Here is a 21,817-nt window from a genome sequence, read left to right as displayed (position 1 = left end):
ATTGGCCTGGCTGGACAACTGCGGAGCAGTTCTCGTTAGCTCGCACGGATGTTTCACGTACATAACGGAGGTCATCATGTTTCGACGTTTCAGCTCACTGCTCATGCTGGTGGGCATCTTACTATGGCCGCAACTTGCCGATGCTCAGGTTCACCATCACCATTCTGGGTATTCGCCCGGATATCATGTCGATCACCATGATCATGTGGTTCGCGACTCACACGGTCATGTGATCGGACGCTACCACCACGACGTGGTTCACGAAAACTCCACTTATGTCGTGCCGCACGCTGCACACGGCGACCATCATGGCACATACTATAGTCAAGACGACAATTACTACTACGTACCGCGAACTTCTTCTACTCGTATTACTCAAACTGCATACAAGCCCGTTACGGTGGAGTTTGGTGGCTTTTCACACGTCGACGACCTCGCATCGCGACTTGAGACATTGACGAACGAGCTGTGCCTCGACTTGCACTACAACTACCGGCACAATCGCGGTTTCAACGAAACCTACCGTGAAGCCTACCAGGTTTTCGAAGTAGCGAAGTTCATTCACGCTGCTGAGCATCAGCAGGACCGTCGGGCGATCCAAGAGCGGCTTCAAGGCTTGGATGAACTATTTCACCACGTCCAGGACGATGTGCGTGGCTGGTCACGCCACCATGTTCGCCAAATCGGACAACTTGGAATTCTGTCAAAGATGGACATGATCGAATCAACGCTTCATCACTTGATGAACGACGTTGGCGTCCATCAAACCGGGAAGGGGCAGCAAGCTCCTCCACCGCAAGGTGGTGGTGGAGTGGAGCAGGCACCACCGCCCCCTACGCTTCCCTAGTCGGTCTTTTCATTCACGTTGAACGCCCCTGCGACCCACTCATGCGGTCGCGGGGGTGTTTTCATGCGTTTGTTTGCACGGCAAGCGAATGTTTTCCTTGGGCGTACCGGGTTTCCCTTAGTTCAGCGTGAGTCTTCAAAGACGACCAGATGCGAGTGTGAACCAGATTTTACCAGCATCAGGATGGGCAAGTTATCCGCGACGTCGCGGACTGCCGACTCAAAGTCATTAAGATCGTGAATTTCACGGTCGTTCACACGGGTGACGACCATTCCCTCCGCAATTCCTTCTTTATAAGCCCTTCCTTTGATTGGCACGTCGCTGATTATTACTCCGTTCGTATCCGGTGGAACTCTCAATGCTGCCCTCAGCGAAGGCTCCAACGCGCTTACGCCAATTTCACAGCGATGGTCATAAAACTCTGCATCGATATCTCGACTTGGCGCTTCTGTAAGCTTGGTGTTTTGCCCGGTGTGCGCCGACTTGGTCAGAGTGACGTTGAGCGATCTTGGCTTACCTCGGCGAATTAGTTCCACTGGCAACGTTTCGGCGAAATCCACTGCCGCCAGCACGTCATCCATACGGAAGCTTTGGTCGACAGCGTTACCCTGGACGCGAGTGATAATGTCTCCAACTTCGATGCCCGCATCGTCTGCTGCAGACGCTTTTGTCACTTCCTCAACGTAAAGTCCCGTCTCTGTCGAAATTCCCAGTCGGCTTGATATATCCGGCGAAAGCATTTTCGTTGCCAAGCCGACGTGTGGGCGGCGGGCGGTGACTGAAGCCAGGAGCCTATCGACAACTTGATTTGCCGTGTCGATTGGGATCGCAAGGCTAACACCAGGGAATTCGGCCGCAGCGCCGAACCCACCGGCCATGATTCCGACCACCTCGCCGTGCAGGTTCATCAATGGCCCCCCGGAGCTACCAGGACTGCTGGCGGCATCGCTCTGAAGGAAGCTGTACGACGAGCCCGGAAGCCGGCGAGAGGTTGCACTGATGACTCCTGTCGTAACCGTGCGGTCGAGTTGGTAGGGATTGCTCAACGATACAACCCAGTCACCTACCTCTAAATGCGACGACTCACCAAGTTTGGCTGTTTGCAAACGCTCATCTGTCGCGATGCGAAGTAAAGCGATATCCGTCGAAGGATCGCTGCGAATCTCAACTGGCTCATGCCTCGTGCCATCAGCCAGTACCACGAACACCACGTCCGCGCTGGCGGTTACGTGATGGCAGGTCAGCACCCAGCCGTTCTGGTTCAGGATAATGCCCGAACCTTGATCATCACGCCGATAATCTGCGCCATTCTCATGAGTCTCGCCGCCAGGGAACTCGTGACGAGAAGCCTCTAGCGCACGCCATGCGGGTGTCTCATGCGGACCCCGCATTGTGTAGACGGATACCAATGATTCAGACGCTGCCGCCGCAGCCTGGCGGATGTGAGCGCTGATACTCTGCAGTTCGCAAGTATGGCTTGGGCGCCCCTCGTCTCCAGGCGCGGCATTCAGTGTTGCACAGCTGGCCGCCACCGCTATTCCAATCGCGGTGGCGACGCAACCATATTTGGATACGCGTTCCATGATGGTCTAATACTCCTTATCTCTATACTGCCAAAGCAACTCGTTTAGCCAGGAAGCCTCCTCTAGTTCAATGGTCATGATCGTCGTGTCCTTCATGATCGTGGTGAACTGCTCCCCGGTATTGTTTCCCGTCGATATTCAAGACAAGTTGAGCTTCGGCATGATCGTGGTCGAGTTCCTCGGCCAGCTCTGCATCGCTTGACACAAACCGCGATGCCATTCCTTGTGGGTCGCCAGAGTCTGGGTCGGCAGTCAACGTGAACTGCTCGGCCTGTCCATCGTGGCTGAGGTTGATGGTCAGTTCCTTAGCATCAATGGGCACCGAAGCCTTCGCTGCCGAATCGAGGACGTAGATCGTCACGCTGCCGGATTGTTCGTCGTGCACGAGTTCGGCGTGATACTCCTCATTTCCCAACTCGATCAAGCTGCCATGATGAGGACCTTCCGTCGGGTGATTGTGAGCATCTACAGTTGCTGGTGGTGCAGATGTCTCAACTCCTCCCTCGGAGTCTTGACGTACACAGCCGCTCATTGCGACGCTTCCAAGGAGAATAATGCTCAATAGGCCAAAGCAGTGTCTTGAGGACATGGTCATTTTTCAATTCCAGTTCAGTTCGAGGGCTAAAGAAACAAACAAATGCAATCAACAAAGGTTCAGTGATTGTGACCGGCGTGGCTGTCAGTGGCGCCGTGCTCATGACGAACCTCGAAGCCACTGCTTTTGAGCCACTTCATCCAAGAAGTGGCCGCTTCGTGCGAAGGAAACTCCACTGCTGTCCATTCAGGACAGCGAAAACGGACGTCGACGTGGTCCGCGTGTTCGCCTTGTTGAACTTCGCAACGAAGAGCTTCTGCGATTACGACCAAATCGGAGGCAGTATCGCGGTCTTGAACATGCTGGCTTACCCAATCGGGGGTCCGTACGAGGACCACCTCGGCATGTTCGTTGGCGTGCTCGTGGTCGTGATCTGTGTGGTGAGCATGCTCGGCATGGTCGGGATTGTGGCCGTGAAGGGTTTCGAAACCGGCACGTTTCAGCCAATCCTCCCAGGTATGGGCAAGTTCGTCGGTCTCAACGCGAAGGGCCTTCCAGCCGGACGTCCGGTAGGAGACGTCCGTGTGCCCATTGTGTTGCTCAACACGAACCTCCGCCCCTAGCTTTTTAACTGCTGCAGCATGCTGCTGGGCCGTTGCCGGGTCGTCGAAGTGCATCGACGTCCACTCGGGTAAGCGAAGGGCGATAACGAAGTGTTCCTTCTGCTCATCTGCCGCATCCGAGACGCCCGGCACGAGGACAGCGGCAAGCCCTGCAATGATCAAGAACCTATTCATACTGACTTCTCCTTCAAAAAATGTGATTGCCCTCGTTGGGCAAAACAGTCTCAGCCGACGTCCTCTTCGGCCACGAGTTGCACGTGCTTCTCCATGTCCGCGACAACCCGACGTGCGGCGGGTAATCCCAACTTCCAGAACAAGGCGGGCCTGACCAGGAACTCAAGTAAAGTGCTCGTGATCAGCCCGCCAATGATTACGGTGGCCACCGGGTAAAGGATCTCTTTCCCTGGCTCACCTGCTGCCAGTGCTAGTGGAACCAGGCCGATGCCTGAAGTCAGTGCCGTCATGAGGACCGGCGCGAGACGATCTTTGCCCGCGCGGACCACCATGTCGCGAGTCCACTGTTCGCCTTCGTACTTGACCAGGTGCAAGTAGTGGTTGATCAACAAGATCCCGTTTCGGGAGGCGATTCCACAGAGCGAGATGAATCCCACCATGCTGGCTATGGTAAGCGTCTGGCCGGTGAGATAGAGCGACGCTACGCTACCGATGAATGCCATGGGCAGCGCGACCATGACCTGTAGGGCCAGGTTGGCCGATTTGAAGAGCTTGTAAAGCACCAGGAACATCGCAACGATCGAGACACCGAACAATATGGCAATCATCCGCGACGCCGACTTCTGGCTCTCGAACTGCCCCCCGTACTCGACGAAGTACCCGGTCGGCAACTCGGCGATGATCGGCTTCAATTCTTGCTGAATATCGCCCACCACATCGACCAAGCCGCGACCAGAGACGTTACACTGCACGACAATCCGCCGACGCACCTGCTCGCGGTTGATTGTGTTCGGCCCGGCGGCTTTGTAGATACGGGCGACGTCCTCTAGTTTGACAGTCCCACCCTGCGGCAACTCGATTCGCAGCCGTCGCAGCGATTCAACGTCTTCCCGAGACTCTTCTCCCAGCCGCACCATCAGATCAAAAGTCCGCTGGCCGTCGAGCACCTGCGAGATGACCTCTCCTTGCATCGCTGTCTCTACGAATTCGTTGACGTCTGCGCGTCGCAGACCAAACATTTTCAGCTTGTCGCCGTCAGCCTCGATGCGCAGTTGCGGAATGATCACCTGTTGCTCGACCTGGAGGTCACGAATGCCTTCGATGTCGGAAATGGCACCTCGTATGCCCTCTGCCTGGCGGCGTAGTTCGTCGAGGTCATCGCCATAGAGCTTGATAGCAACCTGCGCCTTCACGCCCGACAGCATGTGAGATATCAGGTGGGCGAGAGGTTGCTCCACAGAAACCACAATTCCTGGGATTTCCTCCAGGGCGGCACTCACCTCCTCGATCACTTCTTCTCGCGACCGCGCCGAATCGGGACTGACCGTTGCGATGACTTCGGTGACGTTGACACCTTCGGCATGTTCGTCCAGCTCAGCCCGTCCTGTCTTTCGTACAAACGCCTTGAGGTCTCCGAATTCGGCGAGTCGTGCTTCGACCTTCTTGGCGACTTGATCTGAAGTCGCGAGAGAAGTCCCGGGCGGCAACAAGACGTTGATTTGTACTGCCCCCTCATTGAATGGCGGCAGGAAGTCACGCTCCAAACGGAGCATGGCCCAACCGGCGATGGAAACCAATAACAGAGCCAACAACAAAACCAACCAGGAGAGACGGAGACTCATTCTGATGACGCCGTCCGCTACAGCTTTGAGAAGCCGCAGCAACAGTCCATCTCTTTCTTCTCCCGCCGTTTTTTGGTGGCGCAGTAGCCAGTAGCTCAGGACCGGCGTGACGGTCAGGGAAACCAGCAGCGAAGAGACAAGTGAGACAATGTATGAAACGCCCATCGGCCGAAACAGTTGGCCTTCCATTCCCGTGAGGGCAAACAGAGGCACGAACACGAGCACCACGATCAACGTTCCATAGACGATTGAATTGCGGATCTCGACGCTTGCCTGAAACACCACCAGCAGTGGGTTCTTAGGGTTTTCCGAGTGGCGGTTTTCTCGCAGGCGACGGAAGATGTTCTCGACGTCGACAATTGCGTCGTCCACAAGTTCCCCGATCGCGACCGCCAGGCCGCCCAGCGTCATGGTGTTGACGGACAATCCGAACGCCGCAAAGACAATCGCTGTAATGGCGATCGAGAGAGGAATCGCCGTGAGCGTGATCAATGTCGTTCGCAGATTCATCAAGAACAAGAATAGGATGACCACCACGAGCACGCCGCCGTCTCGAAGCGCTTCAAAGACGTTCTCGATAGCCAGATCGATGAATTCCTTCTGCTGATAGAGTTCGGGCATCATCTGGACGTCGCTAGGGAGAGATGGGGCCATCTCTTCCAGAGCCTTAGTCACCTTCGCCGTGACCTCTCGGGTGTCGGCCTGCGGTTGCTTGAGAATGGTTAACACCACGGCGGGCCCGCCGATCATCCGACCGGCTTCATTGCGACGAAACGCCGCGCTGTCTCCTCGTTTAACTTGCGCACCTTCAGCGATGTTGGCCACCTGGGACAAGGTGATCGATTGATTGTCTCGTTGCTTGACGACGATGTCGCCGATCTGGTCTACAGTCTTCACTCGCCCTAGCGACCGGACGAGGAATTCGTTCGGGCCTTGTTCGTCGAGGTAGCCTCCGGCGGTGTTCTGGTTGCTCTCTTCGAGCGCCTGCTTGACCTCGTGGAGCGTCACGCCATATCTCAACATCAGGTCGGGATCGACCAGCACCTGAAACTGCTTTCGGTCGCCCCCCATCACAATTACCTGGGAGACGCCTTCGATGGTAAGCAGACGTTGTCGAACCACCCAGTCGGCAAGCGTGCGCAGTTCAAGCTGGCTTGTATCGCCTTCGGCCGTCATGCCCATGATCATGATTTGGCCCATGATCGATGAGATTGGCATCAGCTGAGGCTTCACGTTCGGCGGAAGCCGGTCAGTCGCGAGCGCCAGTCGCTCCGCGACGATCTGCCGATCGTTGTAAATGTCAGTCCCCCAATCGAACTCGACATAGATGACCGACAGCCCAATGCCCGACGAGGTGCGAACCGCCTGCACGCCCGTCGCTCCGTTGAGGACAGTTTCGATGGGAAACGTTACAAGTGTTTCCACTTCCTCCGGTGCCATGCCGGGTGCTTCGGTCATGACCACCACGCGTGGGCGATTGAGATTCGGGAAAACGTCGATAGTCAGTTGCGACGCCTGCCAGGCTCCATAGCCCAACAGGAACACCGCCATCGCAGCGACGAGCACCCGGTTGTGCAGCGAAAATCGAATGATGGCATTGAGCACGTGGGGATTCCTTTCCAGATCAATGGTTGTGGCCAGCGTGAGGATCTATCGCGCCGCCCGACTTATTCTTGATGGCCAAGTGCATCTGATAAGCACCCTCACCAGCGACGATATCTCCCTTGAACAGAGCCCCATCGTTTGCGACAACGACCGCCTGTTGATCTCGATGCAGCACGTGCACGGCTACCTGGTCGAAATGGTCGCCATTTTGGCGATAGACGTAAGCTTCAGCCCCTTCGTCAACGACGGCAGTGGTTGGCAGTACAAGTTGATTCTCCCACGTCTCAACCGGCACCAATAATTGCATGCGTTGCCCAGGTTTGTACCTCCACTCCAACACCCGATTGCCAGATGGTGTGGTTTTGTCGAGCGCGACCTTGTTAGGTAGACGGACGTAGACTTTGAACGCCCTTGAATTGGGATCGATCTGGCTTGTTACGTAGGCGACCTCCAGCCCTCGCAAACGGTGGCTGGCCGACTTGGAGTCGAGGAGCCTCGCGGAAACGTCTCGGTTTGACTCTGCTGCCCTACGAATTGCATCCGCATCGTCTTCAAACGCCAGTGCCTCAATATGTAATTCGCAGTGGTCGGCCAATACGGCGAGCTCCGTTCCCATCTCAACGTGCTCACCTTTAGCAACGCCAAGGCTTTGAATTGTGAAGAGGTGAGGGCCTTCGCACGCCTCATCCGCGTCGCCGTGCTCGGGCGCTCGAATCGTGATATTGCGAAACAGACTTCCCGTGTTTTGCACTTTCTGAATTTGTTCCTCAGTAAGCCCGTGTAGTAGCATTGCCTGCTCGGCTGATCTGAGCGTTACTTCGAGTCTTTGCTGCTCGTATTCCTGCTCCAGAATTCGCTTGCCGGCAACGACCCCCTCAGACAGTCCTTGCAGTCGCGATAGCTCCTGCCGCACGATATCCAGCTTGGCGAGCGACTCTAAGAATTCTTTTTGAGCAGCCACTAACTCCTCGTGCGTGAGTCTCAGCTCAAAAAGTGGTTCACCGGTGTCGACCGCCTCGCCCGTGACCGCGTGAATGGCAGTCACGATGCCGGTGAGTGGCGCAGTCACGTGAATCTGCGATCTGCCTGGCCGCTCTACCACGATGGCCGGCAGAGTTAACTCGCGGTCGTAGTTGGTTGGATTTACGACAAAGGGTTCGAAACCGATGTTTTTTAGTCCTCGTTCGGTCAGTTCAATGTTCATCGCACTTCCATGACCCTCGTCAGCGTGGTCGTGCCCCGCATGTTCGTCGTCAGGCCCGCTCTCTACTTCGGTGGGCGCACCGAAGTACGTTAGCCAACGCTCTTTTGTCACGAAGGCACCTATAGCTGCCCCGGCAAGCACCGTGGCACAAAGGACTGTGACAAGTAGTCGACGTGGTCGTTCATTCAAGGACATGCGACAGACTCCACCGAATGCGCACAGCAATCCGGAAGCTCGTTACAAGGTGAGGTGGGAACAGCCCATCCAACGGCTGCACAGTAGGTAGTCAGGATGGGAACATCGCAGCGATATCCGCGCTATGGCAAGCGTTGCACGGATCGGCCCAGAAGGGGCTCAGATTAAGAGCACGTTCTTTAGCAGGTGGGAGCGCACCGGTAGCGCAATAGGTAGTCCACCGTGGGAAAACGGTGTCACCAAATGCGATGCATCAGTGGTGTAGTAGAACGGGTCGCAGAGAGACGGCAGCGCGAGAGCATGTTCAAAAGTGCTCAGCCAGCCAGCTCTCCAGATTTCAGGAGCATGCCAAGTACATCGCGAATGATCGCAACCGTGCGAACGATGGTGGGACCCGATGGCCGATTCAGACTCGTGTGAATGCGATACCGCATCCTCATCCGCGATTGACGAGTGTCGATGGTGATCGTGAGATGCGTGAACGGAAACGCCACCATCTGAATGCTCACAGCTGCCATCATGACCATCATGACCACCGTGTGCACAGCATCCCAGAATGCTGTGCACCGCGATCGCGGCTGCGGTCAAAATGGATAGGAGCGGGGTCAAAATCAGTGCTTAAATCAAGAGTAAAGAGAAGGCTTCGGCGGATTGCTGAATTGCATCGAACGTCAACTCACGGATAGCAAGTGTGGTGCCGCAATGCCCGTCTGTTGGAATAACTACCGTAAAGTCTTACACATTCGCGTTCAATTACAAATACCAAGGTCCGATTTCGAACGCCCCCAGGACGCAAGTGTAGTCATGCCCGCCTACTGCGCCATCATATCCGCGACACTTTTGGGATTGGCTTCGTGCCCGTCAGCAAGTCATTTGTGCCATAAGTCGTTGTTCAGAATTATCTTAGGTGAGCTACGCAAGGATGCTGGCACAGCAGGTGCAACAGTCTTCTCCCAACAACCGGGCACCTCGCCCATAAGCCTCTCGCCAAAATGGAGCCAGATCGATGAAGAACCTAATCCTCCCCGCCGTAGCCCTGCTCGCCCTCGGCTTCGCATTCGCCAGCGCCGACACCGCTGAAGCCCGTGGTTTCCACTTCCAGAGAGGTGGAGTCCACGTAGATGTTGGTTATCCTGCCACCTATTCCAACAACTATTGGGGTGGTGGATACGGCCATAACCACTGGCACAACACCACGCATCTTGACTACCACCCAGGTGGATACGTACCGCACCGTAATCATCTAGACTACCAGCCCGGTCACTACGACGTTCATCGCAGCGGCCACTTCGATCACCACCCTTGGTAGTCCGAAGCCTAGCCCAACACTAGTTATGATCGGGCCGGTCACGGGATGTCCCGTGGCCGGTCCGGTCTCTTTTGTATTTCGCTCCTCCCTCCGTCCGAATACTCCGGTTTGATAGGTCTACTGTTGGCCCAATGAATCCAAACTTCCTGAAAGCAGCAAACCATCAATCTTCAAATAGCTCTCCCAAAGCGAGTTCAGAGCGTCGAGGTAAGCAAGATTCGTTTGAAAGTAGGTTCGTTGGGCAGTAAGCAAATCGAGATAGCCAACTTCGCCTTGCTCATAACCTTGCTGTACGAGGTCTAACGTACGCTCGGAGCGGGATAAGATATCCGTAGAATAGGTGCTTGCAGTGACACGTGCATCTGCGTATTGCTGCACAACCTCCGCCAAGCGTTGTTCAAGGCTCAGTTCAATGCGGTTCAGATTTCGGTTGGCTTCGGTCACTTCAGCTTGGGCTTGCCGAATGCCACCTTGGTTACGGTTCCAAATCGGTAGAGGTATACCAACTTGAACACCCGCGATTGTGGTGTCGGATGCTGTATCTTGCTGGACACTCACTTGCGTGCTGACATTCGGGACAGGCTCAACCCTTGCCCGATTTAGCTCACGTTGTGCACGCTCGACGTTCGCGATGGCGGTTGCCACTTCGGGGCTTGAAGACTGAAGTCGCATCAGTTCTGACTGCCAATCAAGTTCAGCCGGAAGAGTAGTGACATCCCCTTCCAGCGGTTGACGCGGTAACCCCGGCGTGCCAGCCACCGCTACGAGTTGTCGCCAGGCCCGTTCGAGCGCGTTTTCGGATGTACGTCTAAGAACGATGGCGTTCTGCTCTTGGATTTCCGTTTGAAGTAATCCAGCGACCGGAACTTCTTGTGCTTCGACGAGTGACTTCGACGCCCGCACCGCTTCTGAACTAACTTCTACCAGTTCGTCAGTGACATCGAGTCGGCGTTGTGCAACAAGTGCTGCATAGTATTTGAGCCTAACGTCCGTTTGTACTTGCTGCCGGGTTGCTGTCAGTTCAGCCTGGGCCTTGTCAATTTCCGCGGCAACAACCGCCCGGTTACGCTCAAGTTTGTGCGCCGTAATGAATTGCTGCCCCGCATACCCACCCTGCTGACCGGCATGTCCCTGGTCGCCAATTTCTCCAGCCACATAACCGACGGTCGGATTAGGTGGCAGTCCCACTTGTACCCATTTGCCTCTGAGGGCTCGAACCCGTGCCTCAGCTTGCCCAATCGAAGGGTTACTGGACAGGGCCATACCCTCAATCGCCTCAAGAGTTAGCGGTGCAGTGGGAAAGATCTGCTCACGATTCCCTTTGTCAGCATCGCTGTCCTGCGTGAGTCGAGGCTGTTCTAGCGACGAATCAGCCGGTTCGTAGTCGACGAGATGAATCGAGGACTCTTTGGCCGAGAGCACTTCGTCCACTACAGCAGGTGGGCCGAGTGCGTCTTTAGAAACCGTCGGTCCGGATGCGCAGCCGACTGCCAGCAATAGCGGCAGCGACAGCAGCAGTCTATCAATTACCATGGTTGGCCTCCTTGCCATTCCTATCGGCTTTCACCGATTATCCTCTTGTCTCCATGCATGGATCAGGCATGCCTTAACGCTGTCACGATCTCTGTGCGCGATGCTTGCCATCCGGGCGCGATACCCGCCAGGACGCCGACAAGAACGGCCACCAAGACTCCCTGAATCGCAAGATTTAGCGAAGGTTCAAAGGCAATGGTTACTCCCTCGGCGGCGATCGACATCCCGCTCATCGATAAGAGCAACACGCTCCCCAAGACGCCACAAATACCACCTAATGTGCTGAGCAAGAGACTCTCAGTCAGCACTAATCCGAAGACTCGCAACGGGCGAAGCCCTAAGGTTTGAAGCACAGCATGCTCCTTGATTCGGTCCTGTACGGCCATCACGGTGGTCGTCGCGACCAGCGACAGCACCAGCCCGACGCAAGCATAGCCTAGCCAATGCACAAAGCCGATCAGTTCTGCGAGGTCGGCTAGCGTGTCGGCCTGGAACATCCCTTTGGTGCGGGTCGTCGTGCCGACCGGACCGGCGTGGAAAGTTTGATCAATTTGCTTGGCCAGCGCCTCGGGATCGGCCGTATCGTTGAGGTGAACCTCTAGCTGCGTGACGGTTCCCACATCGCTCGCGCCGCGAGCACGCTGCAAGAACTCAAGCTGGGTAAAAATCAGGTTGTTGTCAGCGGCAGTAGGTGATTGAAAGACGCCTCGCACGACCACGGTCACATCGCCAATGGTGAACTTGTCTCCCACGCTTAGGTTACGTCGCGCGGCGACGTCGGCGCCGACCAAAGCGGCGTCGTCCTGACCGGAAAACGACGACCAGTCACCCGATTGCAGGTCGAAATCTCGCCATGCCTTGATCTTCTCCGGCTCCATCCCTTGGAACACGATGGAGTCGAGACTCGCCCGGCAGTTGTTCGTGAAGACCTTAATAGGCACAACATCCACCACGCCGGGCATTTTCTTGATGTCGCCCGCGTAGTCTTGCGGCAGCCGACTGCTCTGCGGGCAGAAGCGATTCTCTTGAAAGACGATCAGCGTCCTTCCGGCGTCGCCGCCTGAGGTCAGCGCAAGTAGCCCTTGCTGCACAGCTCCGATAAAGCAAAACACCAATAGGGCCACGGCAGTGCCGCTCACGGTGAGCAGTGTACGAGCGCGGTGCCGCCAGAGGCTCTTCAGCACGTAGGGAATGAATTTGAACATAGTTAGGCCGTCCTTAGGTGAGCGGAGGTCGTCTCTTTGCCATTCTCCATCAAACGGCCCCGTTCGAGACGAATCTGGCGTTTGGCACGCTGTCCTGCTTCCGAATCGTGGGTGACCATCAGCAAGGTCATGCCGAGTTCTTCGTTGATGCGGCTCAGCAGCGAGAGAATCTGTTCCGTCGTCTTGTCATCAAGGCTACCGGTCGGTTCGTCGGCAACAACAACCGTCGGATTGGAGACGATGGCCCGTGCAATACCGACCCGTTGCTCTTGACCACCCGACATTTGTCGGGGGTAGTGAGATGCCCTTGAAGTGAGGTCCACCGCTTCCATCGCGATCTCAACGCGCTTGCGTCGTTCAGAAGCCGACATGGGCAATAGCAGCAGCGGCATCTCGACGTTCTCGTAAGCCGTCAAGACGGGAATCAGATTGTGCGTTTGAAACACATAGCCGATGTGGGCTGCTCGCCAATCGGCCAGCTTGCCTCGCGCGAGTTTTGTGATGTCGGTATCGGCGACGACAATCTCACCTGAGGTCGCCTGGTCGATCCCCGCGATGAGGTTCAGAAGCGTACTCTTGCCCGAACCGCTCGCGCCCATCAGCGAAACGTAGTCGCCCTCGTTCACGTTAAGGCTCACCTCGTCCAATGGGCGGATCGTCTCCTCACCGTTGGCGTACTCTTTGGAGACATTGATGACTTCTACAAGGGGCATAAATGGCCTACTTTCGGAGTGGGTGCGTAAGAGGGAGAGGGTGGTCTTGTGCTATGGATTGGCTTGAGCGGTGCGGGTTTCGGGACTGGTGGTGCCCCTATTCCAGCCGCCCCCCATCAGAGTGCGGTCTTCGCCTGAAACACGAACACGTGTCCCTTCCACGACCGACTCGCGGCCCGAGACGATCAGCTTGTCGGTCGGTTGGAGTCCGTTGGTGATCTCGACGAGTCCGCTCTCGGTAGCGCCACGCCCCACTTCCACCGCTTTCTGTTTGGCAATCCCTGCGGTGAGATCGACGACCCACACGGATGCACTCCCTTCGCCTCTCGAAACCAATGTTTGCGGCACAAAGAGTTTGAGCGGTGAGTCGCCCGGCTCTTCTTTTACGACGGGGGACCGGGGCGCCAGAAATGTCACCTTGCCTAGCATTTCGGGCTTGATGACTGCCGGGGGAGCGCTGATTGCCACCTTCACTTGCAATGTATTCTTCTGAATGTCCGCGAAGGTCGTGACCGAAATCACTTCGCCTTCAATTGGTGCGGCAAGTGCTGCTGTCTCAATCTGCGCCGGCTGACCAATTTGCACCTGGGGTACATCCTCCAGGCGAACATCGACGCGAATCTGGAGGCTCTCAGGATCATAGAGTCCGACGACAGCAGTTGAACCTTGAGAGGAACTGGAGCCCACTCCAGAGAGCCATTGTCCCGGACGGGCGTCGAGGCTCAACACACAACCCTCAATGGGGGATCGAACAATCATTCGCTCCAGTTGAAGCTCCATCGCTTCCACCCGAAGCCGGGTCTGATCGAGCTTGGCCTGTGCCGCGGCGAGATTGGCCTTCGCTTCGGCGACGGCCCGCGTTTCGTTGGTCAGCAGCCGAAGTTGTGCGTCTAGAGCATCTCGCTTTTCTCGAAGTGATTTGGCTTGGGCTTCGAGCTTTGGCTCGCGGGCAACAAGCTCGGCAAGGGTGTTCTTCGCCGCCGCCAGGTCGGCGCGTGCTTCGCGTAACGCACGCCCAGAGATAGCTTGGCCAGCTAACTCTTTCCGACGCACATTCTCCGTCGCTAACTGGAGCCGCGCGCGGGCGGTTTCGATCGCGTAAGGCAGGTTGCTAATGGCGACTTCGGTTTCGTTGAGTCTTGCTCCAGCCTCAGCAAGAGTCGCTTGCAGCTCGGTCGGCTGGTCAAAGTTGGTCTTCGCCGCAACAAGCGTAGCTTCTGCACGATTTACTTCGGCCACCTGTAAGGCATGAGCGGCTCGCGCCTCGGCGAGGGCTAATCGTGCGTCGGCATCAATCAGCCTAGCAACCGGCTCGCCTTGCTTCACGTGCTGGCCCTCAATGACGAGCAATTCTTCAATCACACCGGCAGCAAGCGCGGAGGCCATCACGGGGGTTGGCCGGGGCTCGATCCAACCGGCGGCTTGGAACAGCGGCGTCCCCTCCTGCTTCACTTCGGCCCGACTCACCACGACTGGAGTGATCGTGATCGACTGAGCCGGCAGGAAACTATCTCTGGCCGCCCAGCCGAAAAGACTCAAAAACCCAACCAGAATGCCTAGCGGCAACACGTACTTCGTGAACCACGACCGTCTGACTTGGATGGCTGTTTTCTTTGTCGGCCCGCTGCGGTCAACAGCGAGTTGGCTGAGATCGAGTTGTGAAGATGAATCTGACATGAGTGTTCCGAGGTCTTTCGCCTTTGCAACGAATTAGGATCGCGTTTCGATCGCCAGCTAAATGGATTTGATGGCTTCGACGACCGGAAGTCGCATCGCCTTGATCGCTGGTGGCAATGCGCCGACCACGCCCAGCAGCGCCGCAACTTCGCAGGCTACAGCGATACCGACGCTGTCGACCGATAGCATGAACGCCCCCATCGTGAAACGGACCGCTGTTCCATCGACGAGCAGCAGCCCTACCACGCACGCCACGATTGCGCCGGCACACGCCAGCAGCGTGGCTTCTTGTACGAGCGTCAGCAGAATGGCGCGGCGACGAAAACCGATCGCCTGGAGTGTCGCCAGCTCGCGCACGCGGCCGACGACGGCGCCATACATGGTATTGAGACCAGCGAAGATTCCCGATCCCGCCACCAAAGCCACCACCACCCAGCCCAACATGCGGACTGGCTTATAGTGTTTTTGCATCGCGGCGTAGTAGGAGCTTTCCGCGACTGCCTTGAGTTCCAGGTCAATTCGCTCGCGGCAGAACAACTCGACATCGGCAGCGCCGTCGAGTGAGTCCATGCTGACGGCGACCATGCTCAGATCCTGCCGCTTGAGGACCGTCTGCAGTTCTTCCAACGGCGCCCAAATCTCTGACTCAAATGCTGACCCAGCGGCGTTGAACAGACCACTGATGGTCCAGGTCTGGCCATCGAACGTCACCTGCTGGCCTACCGCCAAGTCTTCCTTGCTCGCACTGAGTTTGGAATGGGCGAGCCGACCCACCATCACTTCACCACGCTGTGGCCACGTGCCTTCGACGATTTGCACTTGCCCGCGAACAAGGGGCGCGGTTGTGGTGACGCCTCGCACCAGTCCCATGCCGGGTTCAGTCATGCCGGCGGTGGTGATCCGTGTCCCCAAGTAGAGCTCCGGAGAGACATACTCGACGCCGTGCCCGCGACGCACACCATCGACGCTCGCGGACAATAGTGCAGGCGTCCGGCCTGGGATCGACGAATTTTCGATGTCGGCGCCCGACGAAAGGGCGTAGACCAACACTACGTTGGGATTACCCGTGGCGGCCAAGGATTTTTCGAGTCCGCGGATAAATCCTACGACGACCAGCACCAACAGCACGACGATCGTCAGGCCGCCAAGTGTGAGCGCGCTACGCGACGGGCGACGGAATAAGTTCCGCACACCGTAATCCCAAGGCAGCAGTTTCTGACCCAGCATGGTAAAGACTCCACAGTCGGGGTTTCCCGACACTAGTTAGTTCAGGCGGAAGGCGTTACTTGCGGACGAAAATGCCACTAGCAAGCATGACAAAATTGCCCGTCTTGTCCTTCTGAGCGGTCCCCTTTACGACAACCATGTCGGACTCCTTCAAGCCGAGTAGTTCGCGTGAATCGACCGGCACGAGCTTGCCCTGTCCGTCAACGACTTTTACGAGCGTCGTGCAGTTTTGCCGATCCAAGGCGCAGCAGTCGTCAAGACAGAGTTCTGTCTCGCCAGAGTCCTGCCCATTGGCGACCACCGACATTGACGCATCGAGCAGCGTGAAGGCCGCTCGGCCATCGATCCACGGGTTCGCCGCTCCACCAATACGGCCCACCAGCACCAAAGGCGCGCCGTCCACTGCCGACTCACGACCGGCGATCACGCCGACGGCCCCATCGGGTTCTTCCTTCAGCAGGAACTGAGCTGCATCTACATTAGTAGCAGCTGTACTTGCGTGTGACTCCGTAGCCGGTGCGCTACCGCAACCAGAAAGACCGGCTAGCGCCGGCACGAGTGCCAAGAGTGATAGGTAGTACCGATTCATCTTTGGATTCCTCCACTTAAAGTTTGTTGGGCTTGGTGATTCGACTTCGGCGCGGCCTCGGTGGACCACGTAATCGCCAAAGTTCCGTAGTTTCCACGAACCGCCACCGCACGCTCCTTAGCTGCAGATACCGCATCGATCACGAGCCAGGGTGAGACCGGAGTCTTTTGATTCGTTTCCACAATTAAGGTTTCACGTTGCATATCCACGTTCACCCTCGTGACGCCCTTAATGGCATAGAGCTGGGCGGCGACCTTCTGGGCGCATCCTTTGCAGTGCAAGTTGTCAATGACGATGTGCATCGACGATCCCATCTGCTGAGCGGCACCCAGCTCCTGCTCATCCTGTGGACGAACGAGCTGATAGGCTGCGGTCGACGTACTCAACGACGTGGGGCCTCCGTTTCCTTGCTCAACGGCGTGCCAGATTCTCCCCAGCGTCGAAGCGCTAGGATTTGGGAGCATCACATTTACCGTATGCGTCGAGAGGTCGACACTTACCGATTTGACTCCCTTCAAGGTGTAGAGTTGGCCGGACACTTTCTGAGCGCAGCCCTTGCAGCACATCTTTTCCGCAGTGATCTGCACTTCACTTTCGCCCGATCGGGGTGCGGGCGACTGTGAGTATGAGGTCGACGATAGCAACGCGAGTATTGCCGATAAAGCGACCAGATTTGTTCCTAATTCGCGCATAGTTCCTCCTTGCAATGGTTTGGGAAGGTCGTGACAGTCACATACGAGCGCGCAAACGTGCACGCATGCTGCCAGAGTTGGGATACTACAGATGGCCTGAGTATTTTGGGTCGGCTAACGACGACCGCTCAGACGCGAAATGCGCAGGCAGAAGGCCTTACGCGACAGAGAACTCAAATCAAGAACCGGCAGAGCTTAGCGCAGCGTTCGACAGCTGACTCGTTACCTAGGTCGGGCGGCATGGCCCACGCTTCAGACGTCCGCCGATCAGACACGCTGCCGATAGTGAAGTCGCTGCAGATCGCAACGACACCAAGGAATGCTAATTCAAAAGGCTCATCGAAAGACTTCGGCAGCTCGAATGGCTGCGGTGCCTTATGGCACCAACAGCTTTCGGGGCAGGGACATGAATCATGTCTTGACGGCTCATTGCACGGTGGTGCCGGCTGATCTTGTCCATGGGTAGCATGGTGGTGACAGCACGATCCGCCCTCGACGGAGCTAGCAACCGATTCAGCGTCGCAGGCCCCGAGATCACAGTAGAGTCCTGCATTCTGGGCGATCGACGACAACGCCAGCAGGATCGCCGCGAAGGCGATTGCTTGCTTCAGGTTGTCGGCGCGACGAAACATGGGAGTTCCCAAAGGACTTTTCTTGAGACTGTTAGTTACAATCGGCAATTTCGAAGTGATCAGTTTATCCGAAACGCCTTCCGGCCGCAAAGTCAACTCAGAACACCTATTGTGGGGGGGGTAGCACACTTTGTGTCTCACCCCTCCACCGTAGGGGCCGGCTTTATCCGACCGGCGCCGGGGTGAGACGACCGCCTGCAGTTCACTGCCACTCGAACTGAGCGAGGGTGCATCACCCGACCGCAGGAAGAAATATTTCCAAGTCGCAGAGGTGGCAAATCTCGGACAAGACCTCAGCACGCTAGCCTCGAGCGCAAATCCGGTCGGTTGGTCCATCTCTGAAAGAGGGTTGCCCGTCAAGTGGCTTTTTCCTGATTTTGTCACGGGTTGGTGCGTGGGTTCTCTATTCGCAGTCCTGGCGGCGATGGTTGGGGTTCGTTGCAGCGTGGCGTCGGTGCTAAGCTTTCTCCTTCAAGCGGAACACAGAGAAAGGCTAGCGGGGTGCAGGGGGCGGCAATGAGCCCCCTGCTCGCCGACACGAGGTCGGCGAAAGCGAGTCAGGATGTCTCCTTGGTGGGGGAATTGTGTGTCGAAGCCAGTCGATTGATACGGTTCATTTTCGGGTTCGTTCGCAACGTTCTTTTGACGTGCCGATTGCACCCCTAAACATCTCTTCGTGGATCCCGCTCCTCGATGCGAGGAGTCGCCCGACCGGTTCGGCCGGCACTTAGCATTCTTCATTCGACCGTCCTGTGTGGCATGGTTCGTCTCAATCAACTTCCCGTCATGGTGCGCTGGCAGGCCAACGCCCAGATCCATGGACCATCTCAGACTGAACCAAGCCCACAGGGGCCTCTGCCTTGGCAGAGGCCAATGCAATCAGCTTCGCCGTTCGTGTCGTTTCACCCCGTCCTTCGGTGTCGATCATCATGCAGCATGGGTTGCGGAAGTCCCATCCTTGCGTAGTCGTGGCGGCGGTCCGCCAATCGAGTACGGTTCCTGATACGTGAGCATGTGCCATAGGATCGTCGTGATTCGGCGCATCACTGCGACACGCGCAATCTTAGAGCCACGCCGCAGTTTGATCTGCCGGTACCACTCTCGCATCTTTGGGTCATGTTTCAGGAGGTGTACTACCAGCTGTCCCAGGATGAATCGCGCGGTCTTGCTTCCTTGTTTGGTAATCGAGCCCAACCGGTCCTGAGCGTTGCCGCTATTGCGACACCCGGGCGTCAATCCAAAGTAGTTGGCCAGACTGCGCGGACGCGGGAATCGCTCGATCGGGCCGATGCGACTCGCCAGGGTCAGTCCACTGTAATGGCTGACTCCGGGAATGGTCATGAGTATCTGTGTGGCATTCATGAGGCCGACGGGAACAGTGCGACTCACGCGCTCGGCAATCTCGTTATCCACCTGGGCAATCTGTTCGTCGCAGATCTCCCATTCCTTGAGGAGCATATCCATTTCGAGTCGATCGATGGGCGGTAGCGGAACGGCGGCGAGCCAACTCCGCCCGGTTCTGGTTTGAAACGTCTTGGTGGGGTACTGCCAGATCAGATTGTAGCGATTGACGAGCCGGCGAATCTTGTTGAGCACGCGTATGCGACGTTGTCCCAGATTCTTCCGCAGCGAAGTGAGTTGACGGTCTTCGCGTTCTTGCTGTGTCACCATATAGACGCGGCGAAGTCCACGCACAACCTGTCCAGCGGCCAGCCGCTGGCGATTCAGCCACAGCAGATCGGCGAGCTTCTGAGCGTCCCGTCGATCGGTCTTCTTCTTGGAGGGCTTCTCAGGGTGAATCAACACAATCTCCCGGCAATTCCATTTTCGCAGCTCTTCGATCAACCAATCGTTGAAACCGCACACTTCGAGAATCGCCATGAACTCGGGGGCCATCTTGGTGAACTGCTCGAAAAACGCTTCGATCTTCTCAGGACGGGTGCTAACCTGCCGCCGCAAAACGGTGTCTCCGTCCTCATTGCGGACACAAACGGTGAGCTGCTTGGCATGCTGGTCGATGGCGAGGTACAACATTACTGGGTTCTCCTGGTAGTTTTGGCGAGCCAAACGGCTACGCCGGGTTTCGTTAACTAAACCAGGAGAACCTATTTTCTTGACCCCGTCGCCTCTTTCATAGAATCATCTTCAGCAAGTTGATCGAGGCCGAATCTGAACGAGGTGATGTACACTTCAGCGGCGTAGAACTTGGGCCAAAAGACAGCGGATGGGCACATTGCGCCAAGCAAAGCTTGGGGGAGGGGAATGGAATGTACTAGCAGACCTGTAACCTTCTGTTGGAATCTTGCGGGTGGAAAGCCCGTCCAGTAGAGCCTGACCAGCAACTGGAAGCGAGTCTTGCGTGGTGTCGGGTAACCGGCCCCACGAAGCGTAGATAGCGAGTCCGAAAGCCATGCTATGGAGCGTCGAAAGACCCAATTGTGGGAGCCTTTGTCTTTGTGCCAGCAAGGGCCACGCTGCTGCACTCTAGTGGTTTGGTGCAAGCAGTCCTGCCGGCGTCGGTTTGGAACATGCGCAAACGGACAATCGAGATTCCCCAGGAACTTGGGAGATCCTGTCGTCTCCTCGGCGACTTCCCGGACGGAGCCACCGGGTGACCAACTCCAGGCCTCGGCGGCGCACTCGGCCGTCGAGGAGCAAACCGACGAGTGCAACCGAGGTACCGCCAAACGAAGGAAACCCAGAGTTAGTTGTGACTGGGCGGCGGGATGGGCGCCCGGAAGTCGTAGCGCTTTGATAGTACCGCTGAAACTGGGGAACTCGCCCTGGAAGACCCAGTGGAGGAAAGCGAAGCGTCGGCCAGCAGAATCGATCGAGGGCAACATGTTGAACACATCGAGGTTCTCAAGCATGTCAACGTAAGTCGATCGAATAGCCGCGGGGACCGCTACGGATGGTGAATCTGCTGGTCGAGGAACCGGATGCGGTAATGTCCGCACGTCCGGATCTGTGGGAGCCCTGGGTGGTAACACCCAGGGCCACCCGGCCCGCTGTTAGATCGAGCGCTGCCGACGAGCTACCTAACGTGGGCGTTCACTGAGTCTCGGGAGTCGATTGTCCATGGTGAAATCACTCGGCTACCGCGACTTCGGTTCGTCGCTTGGTTCGCCATATGCCCCATTCCTATGAAATGTTTTTCTATAGAGCAGGGCCAGTAGGGAAACGAACAGACCAGCCATGGCTCCACCAGCGAGGGCAAGACCACCAAAAAATACGACAACCTCGAAGAGAATGCTCGTCGTCACACGTAGACGCCACGCTAATCCAGCTACAAGAGGCGGGTCCCAATTCCATTTCGAATTAAACTCGTAGATCGCGAACAGACTACCGTATGTAACAGCGGTGAGAAACCCACTCGTAGCACCGTAGAAAATTGTGCGTACGGGCGATCGATGCTTTATAAAGGCCGCGTGTGAGGAAACGCAGACTGCAAATGTCAGAGCAGGCGCGAGCGCCGTAAGTGTCGACTCAAATGGATACAAACAAAACACGACCGCAATAGCAAACATTAAGACGAGCAACGTTTTTGTCGTATATTGCACGGCGTAGCCCATTCGCGGCCCCGTCGGTCCATGCCTCTCGGGGCTTGCGTAGTAAAGGCATCCGCAAGCGATCATGCATCCGACAAACAGTAGTACAAGCGGCCACTTCATTTCACCACAACCTCCGTTTCCCTTTTGGCGAGTCTAAGCAAGAGAAAGACTGGTCCTCGCCCGCTGAGACTTACCGCTGGAAGCAGTGAAACAGTATCGAACACGCTGAGCAGGTAGATAGTCTCTTTCCCTGCGTACAGCGCACAAATCTTCGGGACTACAGAAGTTCAGCAACACCTAT

The 21,817-nt window shown here is 56.6% G+C and carries 16 protein-coding genes; 2 read left to right on the top strand and 14 right to left on the bottom strand.

The window, feature by feature from the left end; translation table 11 throughout:
* Positions 1 to 76 precede the first annotated feature (76 nt).
* Complete coding sequence (locus NG895_RS02310) at positions 77 to 847, top strand: hypothetical protein (RefSeq protein ID WP_252850826.1); 771 nt, start codon at positions 77 to 79, stop codon at positions 845 to 847.
* A 122-nt stretch (positions 848 to 969) separates the two neighbouring features.
* Here the strand turns inward: NG895_RS02310 and NG895_RS02305 are convergent, their stop codons facing one another.
* The 6 genes from NG895_RS02305 to NG895_RS02280 form a co-directional block, all read right to left on the bottom strand.
* Positions 970 to 2,430 (bottom strand): trypsin-like peptidase domain-containing protein, encoded by a 1,461-nt coding sequence (locus NG895_RS02305; protein ID WP_252850825.1) that lies wholly within the window; start codon positions 2,428 to 2,430, stop codon positions 970 to 972.
* Between the two features lie 67 nt (positions 2,431 to 2,497).
* The gene (locus NG895_RS02300; RefSeq protein ID WP_252850824.1) at positions 2,498 to 2,962 is read right to left on the bottom strand and encodes a hypothetical protein; all 465 of its coding nucleotides are present in this window, start codon (positions 2,960 to 2,962) and stop codon (positions 2,498 to 2,500) included.
* A gap of 122 nt (positions 2,963 to 3,084) precedes the next feature.
* Positions 3,085 to 3,762 (bottom strand): hypothetical protein, encoded by a 678-nt coding sequence (locus NG895_RS02295; protein ID WP_252850823.1) that lies wholly within the window; start codon positions 3,760 to 3,762, stop codon positions 3,085 to 3,087.
* Between the two features lie 50 nt (positions 3,763 to 3,812).
* The gene (locus NG895_RS02290; RefSeq protein WP_252850822.1) at positions 3,813 to 6,989 is read right to left on the bottom strand and encodes an efflux RND transporter permease subunit; all 3,177 of its coding nucleotides are present in this window, start codon (positions 6,987 to 6,989) and stop codon (positions 3,813 to 3,815) included.
* 19 nt (positions 6,990 to 7,008) lie between these two features.
* On the bottom strand, positions 7,009 to 8,304 hold the full coding sequence (locus NG895_RS02285) for an efflux RND transporter periplasmic adaptor subunit (protein WP_252850821.1): 1,296 nt from the start codon (positions 8,302 to 8,304) through the stop codon (positions 7,009 to 7,011).
* A gap of 398 nt (positions 8,305 to 8,702) precedes the next feature.
* The gene (locus NG895_RS02280; protein WP_252850820.1) at positions 8,703 to 8,918 is read right to left on the bottom strand and encodes a hypothetical protein; all 216 of its coding nucleotides are present in this window, start codon (positions 8,916 to 8,918) and stop codon (positions 8,703 to 8,705) included.
* A gap of 476 nt (positions 8,919 to 9,394) precedes the next feature.
* Here NG895_RS02280 and NG895_RS02275 point away from each other — a divergent pair, with 476 nt between their 5' ends.
* Positions 9,395 to 9,697: a hypothetical protein gene (locus NG895_RS02275; RefSeq protein ID WP_252850819.1), complete on the top strand. Its 303-nt coding sequence runs from the start codon at positions 9,395 to 9,397 to the stop codon at positions 9,695 to 9,697.
* Positions 9,698 to 9,814: 117 nt separating this feature from the next.
* Here NG895_RS02275 and NG895_RS02270 read toward each other — a convergent pair whose 3' ends face one another.
* The 8 genes from NG895_RS02270 to NG895_RS02235 form a co-directional block, all read right to left on the bottom strand.
* Entirely contained in the window at positions 9,815 to 11,230 is a 1,416-nt protein-coding gene (locus NG895_RS02270) for a TolC family protein (RefSeq protein WP_252850818.1), read from the bottom strand.
* Positions 11,231 to 11,292: 62 nt separating this feature from the next.
* The gene (locus NG895_RS02265) at positions 11,293 to 12,435 is read right to left on the bottom strand and encodes an ABC transporter permease (protein ID WP_252850817.1); all 1,143 of its coding nucleotides are present in this window, start codon (positions 12,433 to 12,435) and stop codon (positions 11,293 to 11,295) included.
* A gap of 2 nt (positions 12,436 to 12,437) precedes the next feature.
* Positions 12,438 to 13,148 carry an ABC transporter ATP-binding protein gene (locus NG895_RS02260; protein ID WP_252850816.1) on the bottom strand — a complete coding sequence of 237 codons (711 nt, stop codon included), beginning with the start codon at positions 13,146 to 13,148 and terminating at the stop codon, positions 12,438 to 12,440.
* A gap of 51 nt (positions 13,149 to 13,199) precedes the next feature.
* Positions 13,200 to 14,825, bottom strand: coding sequence for an efflux RND transporter periplasmic adaptor subunit (locus NG895_RS02255; protein WP_252850815.1), 1,626 nt, complete (start codon positions 14,823 to 14,825; stop codon positions 13,200 to 13,202).
* A 57-nt stretch (positions 14,826 to 14,882) separates the two neighbouring features.
* A complete protein-coding gene (locus NG895_RS02250) occupies positions 14,883 to 16,052 on the bottom strand; it encodes an ABC transporter permease (RefSeq protein ID WP_252850814.1) in 1,170 nt (389 codons plus the stop codon).
* A 55-nt stretch (positions 16,053 to 16,107) separates the two neighbouring features.
* Complete coding sequence (locus NG895_RS02245; RefSeq protein ID WP_252850813.1) at positions 16,108 to 16,641, bottom strand: hypothetical protein; 534 nt, start codon at positions 16,639 to 16,641, stop codon at positions 16,108 to 16,110.
* The gene (locus NG895_RS02240; protein ID WP_252850812.1) at positions 16,638 to 17,333 is read right to left on the bottom strand and encodes a cation transporter; all 696 of its coding nucleotides are present in this window, start codon (positions 17,331 to 17,333) and stop codon (positions 16,638 to 16,640) included. The genes NG895_RS02245 and NG895_RS02240 overlap by 4 nt, the downstream gene beginning before the upstream one ends.
* A gap of 1,559 nt (positions 17,334 to 18,892) precedes the next feature.
* On the bottom strand, positions 18,893 to 19,999 hold the full coding sequence (locus NG895_RS02235) for an IS110 family RNA-guided transposase (RefSeq protein ID WP_252850811.1): 1,107 nt from the start codon (positions 19,997 to 19,999) through the stop codon (positions 18,893 to 18,895).
* Positions 20,000 to 21,817 lie beyond the last annotated feature (1,818 nt).

The organism is Aeoliella straminimaris, assembly GCF_024054565.1.
In the GTDB taxonomy this organism is placed as follows: Bacteria; Planctomycetota; Planctomycetia; order Pirellulales; family Lacipirellulaceae; genus Aeoliella; species Aeoliella straminimaris.
Note: the sequence above shows the minus strand (reverse complement) of the source record. Positions and strands in the feature narration are given on the sequence as shown.

Coding starts and splice junctions, on each gene's coding strand:
- NG895_RS02310 (WP_252850826.1), top strand. CDS start 77: ATGTTTCGACGTTTCAGCTCACTGCTCATGCTGGTGGGCATCTTACTA.
- NG895_RS02305 (WP_252850825.1), bottom strand. CDS start 2,430: ATGGAACGCGTATCCAAATATGGTTGCGTCGCCACCGCGATTGGAATA.
- NG895_RS02300 (WP_252850824.1), bottom strand. CDS start 2,962: ATGAGCGGCTGTGTACGTCAAGACTCCGAGGGAGGAGTTGAGACATCT.
- NG895_RS02295 (WP_252850823.1), bottom strand. CDS start 3,762: ATGAATAGGTTCTTGATCATTGCAGGGCTTGCCGCTGTCCTCGTGCCG.
- NG895_RS02280 (WP_252850820.1), bottom strand. CDS start 8,918: ATGATGGTCATGATGGCAGCTGTGAGCATTCAGATGGTGGCGTTTCCG.
- NG895_RS02275 (WP_252850819.1), top strand. CDS start 9,395: ATGAAGAACCTAATCCTCCCCGCCGTAGCCCTGCTCGCCCTCGGCTTC.
- NG895_RS02270 (WP_252850818.1), bottom strand. CDS start 11,230: ATGGTAATTGATAGACTGCTGCTGTCGCTGCCGCTATTGCTGGCAGTC.
- NG895_RS02265 (WP_252850817.1), bottom strand. CDS start 12,435: ATGTTCAAATTCATTCCCTACGTGCTGAAGAGCCTCTGGCGGCACCGC.
- NG895_RS02260 (WP_252850816.1), bottom strand. CDS start 13,148: ATGCCCCTTGTAGAAGTCATCAATGTCTCCAAAGAGTACGCCAACGGT.
- NG895_RS02255 (WP_252850815.1), bottom strand. CDS start 14,825: ATGTCAGATTCATCTTCACAACTCGATCTCAGCCAACTCGCTGTTGAC.
- NG895_RS02250 (WP_252850814.1), bottom strand. CDS start 16,052: ATGCTGGGTCAGAAACTGCTGCCTTGGGATTACGGTGTGCGGAACTTA.
- NG895_RS02245 (WP_252850813.1), bottom strand. CDS start 16,641: ATGAATCGGTACTACCTATCACTCTTGGCACTCGTGCCGGCGCTAGCC.
- NG895_RS02240 (WP_252850812.1), bottom strand. CDS start 17,333: ATGCGCGAATTAGGAACAAATCTGGTCGCTTTATCGGCAATACTCGCG.
- NG895_RS02235 (WP_252850811.1), bottom strand. CDS start 19,999: ATGTTGTACCTCGCCATCGACCAGCATGCCAAGCAGCTCACCGTTTGT.